The 6,232-nt window shown below is 56.5% G+C and carries 3 protein-coding genes; 2 read left to right on the top strand and 1 reads right to left on the bottom strand.

Features of this window, described 5'->3' with window-relative positions; all coding sequences use genetic code 11:
- Positions 1-1,174: fatty acid cis/trans isomerase (locus ACRESD_RS01495; protein WP_431749311.1), on the top strand; the 1,174-nt coding region annotated here is incomplete at its 5' end.
- Positions 1,175-1,189: 15 nt separating this feature from the next.
- Here ACRESD_RS01495 and ACRESD_RS01490 read toward each other — a convergent pair.
- On the bottom strand, positions 1,190-5,287 hold the full coding sequence (locus ACRESD_RS01490) for a hypothetical protein (RefSeq protein WP_431749310.1): 4,098 nt from the start codon (positions 5,285-5,287) through the stop codon (positions 1,190-1,192).
- A 205-nt stretch (positions 5,288-5,492) separates the two neighbouring features.
- Between ACRESD_RS01490 and nfuA the strand changes: the two genes are divergently transcribed.
- Positions 5,493-6,077 (top strand): Fe-S biogenesis protein NfuA, encoded by a 585-nt coding sequence (gene nfuA / locus ACRESD_RS01485; RefSeq protein ID WP_003190728.1) that lies wholly within the window; start codon positions 5,493-5,495, stop codon positions 6,075-6,077.
- Positions 6,078-6,232: the final 155 nt, after the last annotated feature.

The raw sequence follows: 6,232 nt of genomic DNA, 5'->3' as shown, positions 1-6,232 counted from the left end.
CTTCTGGACCCTGTTCCAGGACCCGGATCACGACCTGTACATCACCGATGCCCGTTATCGCGGCCAGGCTACGCCGTTGCTGGCCATGCCCGGCCAGAATGATGACGTCGGCAGCGTACTTAGCCTGTGGTTGGCGTACCGGGACAAGCGCAACCAATACGAAGCCCTGCGCCGCGACAGCTATGCAGACATAGCGCCGCCAAGCTGGTCGACCCTATGGGCTGGCAATGACAATGCGTTATTGACCATCTTCCGGCACTTCGACAGTGCCTCGGTCACGAAGGGCCTGATCGGTGAAGTGCCACAGACGATGTGGTTGTTCGACTACCCGTTGCTGGAGCGCACTTACTATCAGTTGGCGGTGAATTTCGACGTGTTTGGCAACGTGTCGCACCAGGCCCAGACCCGCCTGTATTTCGACCTGATCCGCAACGGCGCCGAGCAGAACTTTCTGCGCCTGATGCCGGCGGACAGCCGCGATGGGTTCCTCGATGACTGGTACCAGAACAGCGGCAAGCTCAAGCTGTGGCTGGACTACGAGGCGATTGATGACGATAAGCCCAGCGGTTTGCACCTCAGCGAAAACGACCCGAAACGTGATTTCGCCAACCAACTGCTCAGTCGCTATGGTGATCTGAATGCCAGCCCTGACCCCATCAACCGTTGCTCCGGCGCATTTTGCTCGCGTGATGGCGTCGATCCGGCGTTACAGGACGCTGAGCAGGCGCTCAGCCGCTTGACGTCACGACCTGCGGCCGGGCTCAAGGTCATCGACCAACTGCCCGAGGCGACCATGCTGCGTATTGAAACCTTGCGCGGCAAGCGTGTGGTTTACAGCATGTTGCGCAACCGAGCCCACAGTAATGTGGCGTTCCTATTGGGGGAGGCCTATCGCTACCAACCGGGCCTCGACACCCTGACGATTTACCCAGGCGTGCTCAGCAGTTATCCGAACTTCATGTTCAACATCCCGGCCCAGGACGTGCCCGAGTTCGTCGCTGAAATGGAGCGGGCCAAGGATGCCAAGCGCTTTGAAAAAGTTGTCGATCGCTGGGGAGTGCGCCGCAGCCACCCACTGTTCTGGCAGTATTTCCATGATTTGTCGCAGTACATCCGTGAAACCACCCCGGTGGAAGAGGGTGTGCTGGACATGAACCGCTACGAGAACCTATGAGGCGCCCGCCCGTCTTCACACCTCGACCATTTGCAGTTCATGGGTCAGGGCATCCGCCAAGGCCTTTAAGGTCACAAAGCGCCGGTGGCTGACCTGGCCAAACCCGGTGTGTTCGACATAGACGCCAGCGGTATCTGTCTGCACGGATGTTTTGAGGCGCTGGTGCTGAGTGTTCATGTAGTGCACATCGATCTGTCGGGCACTGGGCCTGACGAAGGTGAATTGATTCGGGCGGTGGACACGCCTGTCAATGGGGTGCCCGTTAGCCTGGTCTGGCAGTTGCACGAGTACATCACTCTTGAAGCTCATCTCATGGTTGGAGAGTAGCGATGGCATCAAGACCCCGGGGTCTGGCCTGATTTGTGCGGGTAGCCCTTGAATGCGTCCGCCCATGCGTATGCTGGATGCTCCGGTCAGCGAGTCCAATCCCGAAATGTCTTGAAATGTGCTTGAGTGTCCTTCACCCACCAACGCCAGCCAGTGGTGTGGGCCATGGACAAGTTGATCGTGGGTGATTCTTTTGTAGGCGAAGAAGTTGAACACGGTCACCCGATCCAGTTGGTCGGCCAGGGAGGGGGCGGTGCCGGTGGGGATCAAATCGTTCGGAGCGAGCTGAGAGCTTGCCGCTCCATCCAGTGCGCAGATTCGTACACCCTGGGCCCGAGCCTCGGTTATCAATCGCGTGAAATTGTAGGGTGTCGTGTTGGCATATGCGACGTCTGCTGCATTGAGGCGGTCGCTCAACAAGGTCGGCATGGCGAGTGTGGGAGAGGCATTGATGGTGTCCAGGGCGCTTTGATGGAGGTCCGTAATCAGTAATTCGAGATAGAGTGTGTCGACGCCTTGGCGTTTTAACGTCGCCATGTTTTCGATTAAAAAGCGTCTTGCCACATCAAGATGATGAGCTTCCCCGACGATGAGGCCGTTGTGTTGGCGGAACAGTTCAGAGAACAGTTGTTCGAACGTTGCGTCAGGCGGTGGCAGAGCAAGGGGCCTGGCGGGCGGGCTGAATGACCGGAAGAACTGCCTTGCGTGCCTGCGCAGGCGAGTCTGGACGGCAAAAAGATGCAGGACGGCGGTCTGAACATCTGGCGACAAGGATGGCACAAGGCTTTCCAGGCTGAATGAGCCGGGCCCGGCAAGATTGAAGTCGGGGAGTGCGTGTAGGTCAGCCAAGGGCAGCTCATAGTCCTGATAGCTGGTTTCAAAAGGTCCTTGTTCAACCGGTAGCATGCCACCGCGTAACCGGGGCATGGGTTGTGCAATCCAGAGGTGCGAAGCCTCGTCAAATACCAGCGGATAGCGCAGCACTTTCGCGCCAGTGCCCGGCGGGTAAATGAAACGTTGGCCTTGGGCCACATCGCACAGGTAGTGTTGGTTATCGATCAAGGCATATTGCTGGGTGTGGGCTTTGCTTTGATAAAGATTGGCTCGAACTTGAGTCAGGTCCTGCGGATTGATCTTGACTTCCAGGCCGCTGAGATCGACTGCCGGCTTTAGCGTCGCAAGTGGGCGCAGAGTGGGCGTGGGCCTTGGCACGCCGTGGGCACCAGTGATTGCCCAGAGCCTCTTGGCGGCGGACTTTGATTTACTCACTTGTTTAAGCAACAGAAACAAACGGGATACTCGCCGTACGCTGTTGAACGCGGTAGTGATGGGCAATAGGCCCAGTAGATTCAGGGCGAGGTCTACGCCAAATGTTATTTTGTTCCAGAGCGATTGCTGGCTGACCTCGGCGTTGCTGGTGGATACATGATCGGCATTGCTGCGCAGGGTATGGACGCGTTGTAAATACAGTGCGTCCAGGAGCGGGGCCTTGATCACGAAGGTATGCACGGTATCAAAAGGATTGCGCAACCTGGTTTGGCTGTTGACCACGAGGTCGCTCAACAAACGGGTCCCGGACAGTTTGTTTTCAGTCACTGTTGCTTGGTCGGACAAAGACATCCGCTGCATGAAATAGCGTCGCCATTCGGCGGACGATGCCCATTGCTGTTGAAGGAATTGCTGCATCGCTGAGAGGTCGGCGAACTCCTTGAAGGGCTGTGCGCCGGGAGCGTCTGGCGTATAAAGAATGACGTTGGGTACTGATTGGCCTCGTTCGACGCTGATCATGAATATTTCATTGAGTTCATGACCATTTCGGGTGCTCGCAGAGTTGGCGACCAACAGTGCACTGGCCACAATGTTGTGTCCGCCCACCGTTGTGCGTCCCTGCGCAATCAGTGTGCTGATCCATTGATAGCCACGATGTTCGCGGTCTTCAAGCAAGCACCCCGGCTCCAGTTTGGCAACCAAAGCAGCCGTCATCAGGTGGGCTTTTTGGGCGGCGGTCCACGCCGTGCGCAAGGGTACGGCATTCTCCAACAATTGCTTTTGCAGCAGGCTGTCATAACCTTTGGCAATGTCCACTGTATTGACGAGCGAGGTCAGGGCGTTTTCATCGAGTTCCAGTGTCTGGTCGTTGGTCGCGGTGATGAACGCGGACATTGAAGTGCGTTCGCCGATAAACAGGCTGTAGAAGCTGAAATCCCAAGGCGTGCTGTTCTTGAGCGCCAACTCAGTGAGTGACAGGGTCTGTGTGTAATGGGGGGGATTTGCCGGGGCGGGTGCTCCAGGGACCGCATCCGAGCCAATGCCTCCGCCCAGGCTGGCGGGGTTGAGGCAAGTCGTTATTTTGACCGTCACTTTGTCGGGATCGATGACCTGGCCTGGGTAATTGGTTGCCAGTTGCTTGATCAGTTCGTCACGCGCGTACACCTGCAGTGGGGGAATAGTGACGCGTTGGAGCTGGCTGACCAGCGCCTTGTGGGATATCAGCTCATCGCCAATCAAGCGATCCAGGGCTTGTTTGTCCACGCTATCCAACGCCCTATACCATCCAGGCAAGTTCGCCTCGATGTAGCGCCTGCCGCGCTGTATCAACAACTCGCTGACGTCCAGCAAGGCACCGATATTCGCTACGCGGTTGAACAACTCATATACCTGCTTTCCTTCAATCCCATACCGGGATAACTGGCTCCAACCGTATGCAATATCCTGTTTTTGCAAGGCCAGTAGCGAGTGCGCGCGATCTTCAAAGAGGGCGGCGTTGATTTCCCGGTAGTGGAAGGCGAGGGGGGCCTTTTGATGGGCCTGGGCACGTGCCTGGTCTTGCCAGGCGATACACGTCAGTAAGCCGCTATCTGGCTGAGTCTCAGCAAATTGGACAGAGAGTGACTGATTGAGCGCGTGCAGCGAGGTGAATGAATCAAGGCCTCTGTGAGGGGTGAAAAGCACGGCGGCCCCAACATCGGAGGTAGCATCTACAGGTGTTTCACAGGATTTGCTTGAGACAACGAACGCGTGGGACAACGCAATATCAGCTTTGCCATCGGCGGCTACAAGACAGATTGAGAACACAGTAGGTCTTTTCTCAATGTTCAGGTGCGCACGTTTCAGGTGAGTGGGGAGCTTGATGACTTGGTCAATGAGCGTCTGGCCCTGTCTGTCGAGCGTGTTGTCCTCAGCCCGCAGTGTCGCTTCGGCTTGAACGACCGTTTGCAACTGACTGGCCAGCCATTGAGTGCGCGTTAGGGGGCTGCCAGCGCTATGGGGTTCACGCCAGAAATCGTCCAGTTTCTGTTGATAGCAGCGATCTGGCCTTTGGATCAGATCGTCGATAAAACGTTCGAAAGCCGAGTTGCTGCCGGTCCTGCGATGAACCGTGTGCTGGCCATTGGGTGCTTCTGAATTCTTTTCGTGATAGGTGGTTTTGGCATAGTAGCGATAGACTCGATTCGGAGCCTCATAATGCTCTCCCCCCCAAGGCTTGTCATGAAACAGTCGAGAGAGCGGATGCGCGGGTATGTGTAACGGCTCCAGGCGGGTTGAGCGTGTGGGCCCCACAAACCGAATGTGTTCTTCAACACTGACTGCATCCAAGGGAATGGGCAGAGGGTGGTCACGGAACGCGCGTTGAACCTCGTCATGGAGCAGGTCCATGAGCGTCTTTGCGGCTTCGGGTTGTTGCGCGATCAACTGGCTTACAGCGGCCTGGTACGCCTGCAATTGTTTAAGGCTCGCTTCTTGACGAGCTTGAGTTGATGTCGCGGGGGTAAGTTTGGTTGCCATGGTGCTTCCTCAGGGTGAACGACCTGAAGAAACAATGAGGAAGTTTTAGGTGCAGGCTGCTTTACATAAGCGGCGCCATTGTTTTTAAAGGGCTTTGAACCGTAGTTGCGCAAGATGTCTTGATGCTTTCCCGACAAAAACACTAGGACTTTGTACCTGCGTAATATTTTGGCGTAAACTGCCGGCAAGCCTGTGAGGAGTTTCCATGACTGCCATAACCATTACCGACGCCGCCCACGATTACCTGGCTGACCTGCTGTCCAAGCAGAACACCCCGGGTATCGGCATCCGCGTCTTTATCACCCAGCCCGGCACCCAATACGCCGAGACTTGCATCGCCTACTGCAAGCCTGGGGAAGAGAAGCCTGAAGACACCGCCCTGGGGCTGAAAAGCTTCACCGCATACATCGATGCCTTCAGCGAAGCCTTCCTGGATGACGCCGTGGTTGACTACGCCACCGACCGCATGGGCGGCCAGTTGACCATCAAGGCGCCGAACGCCAAGGTGCCGAACGTCAACGCCGACAGCCCGGTGAACGAGCGCATCAACTACTACCTGCAGACCGAAATCAACCCAGGGCTGGCCAGCCATGGCGGTCAGGTCAGCCTGATCGACGTGGTGGATGACGGCATCGCCGTGCTCAAGTTCGGCGGCGGCTGCCAGGGCTGTGGCCAGGCGGACGTGACCCTGCGTGAAGGTATCGAGCGTACGCTGCTCGAACGCATTCCGGAGCTCAAGGGTGTACGTGACGTGACTGACCACACGCAGAAAGAAAACGCCTACTACTGAGTAAGGTGTTCGCTGCGAACAAAAAACGGCGCCCCGTGAGCGCCGTTTTTTATGCTTTAAATTCAATGCATTGCACTATCTATCTAACAAAACACATCAACTGTGGGAGCTGGCTTGCCTGCGATAGCGGTATATAAGCAGGCAAATGTTTTACC

Origin of the sequence: Pseudomonas sp. (genome assembly GCF_050739995.1) — a bacterium.
Lineage (GTDB): Bacteria > Pseudomonadota > Gammaproteobacteria > Pseudomonadales > Pseudomonadaceae > Aquipseudomonas.
This window is presented reverse-complemented; position numbering and strand designations above follow the sequence as displayed.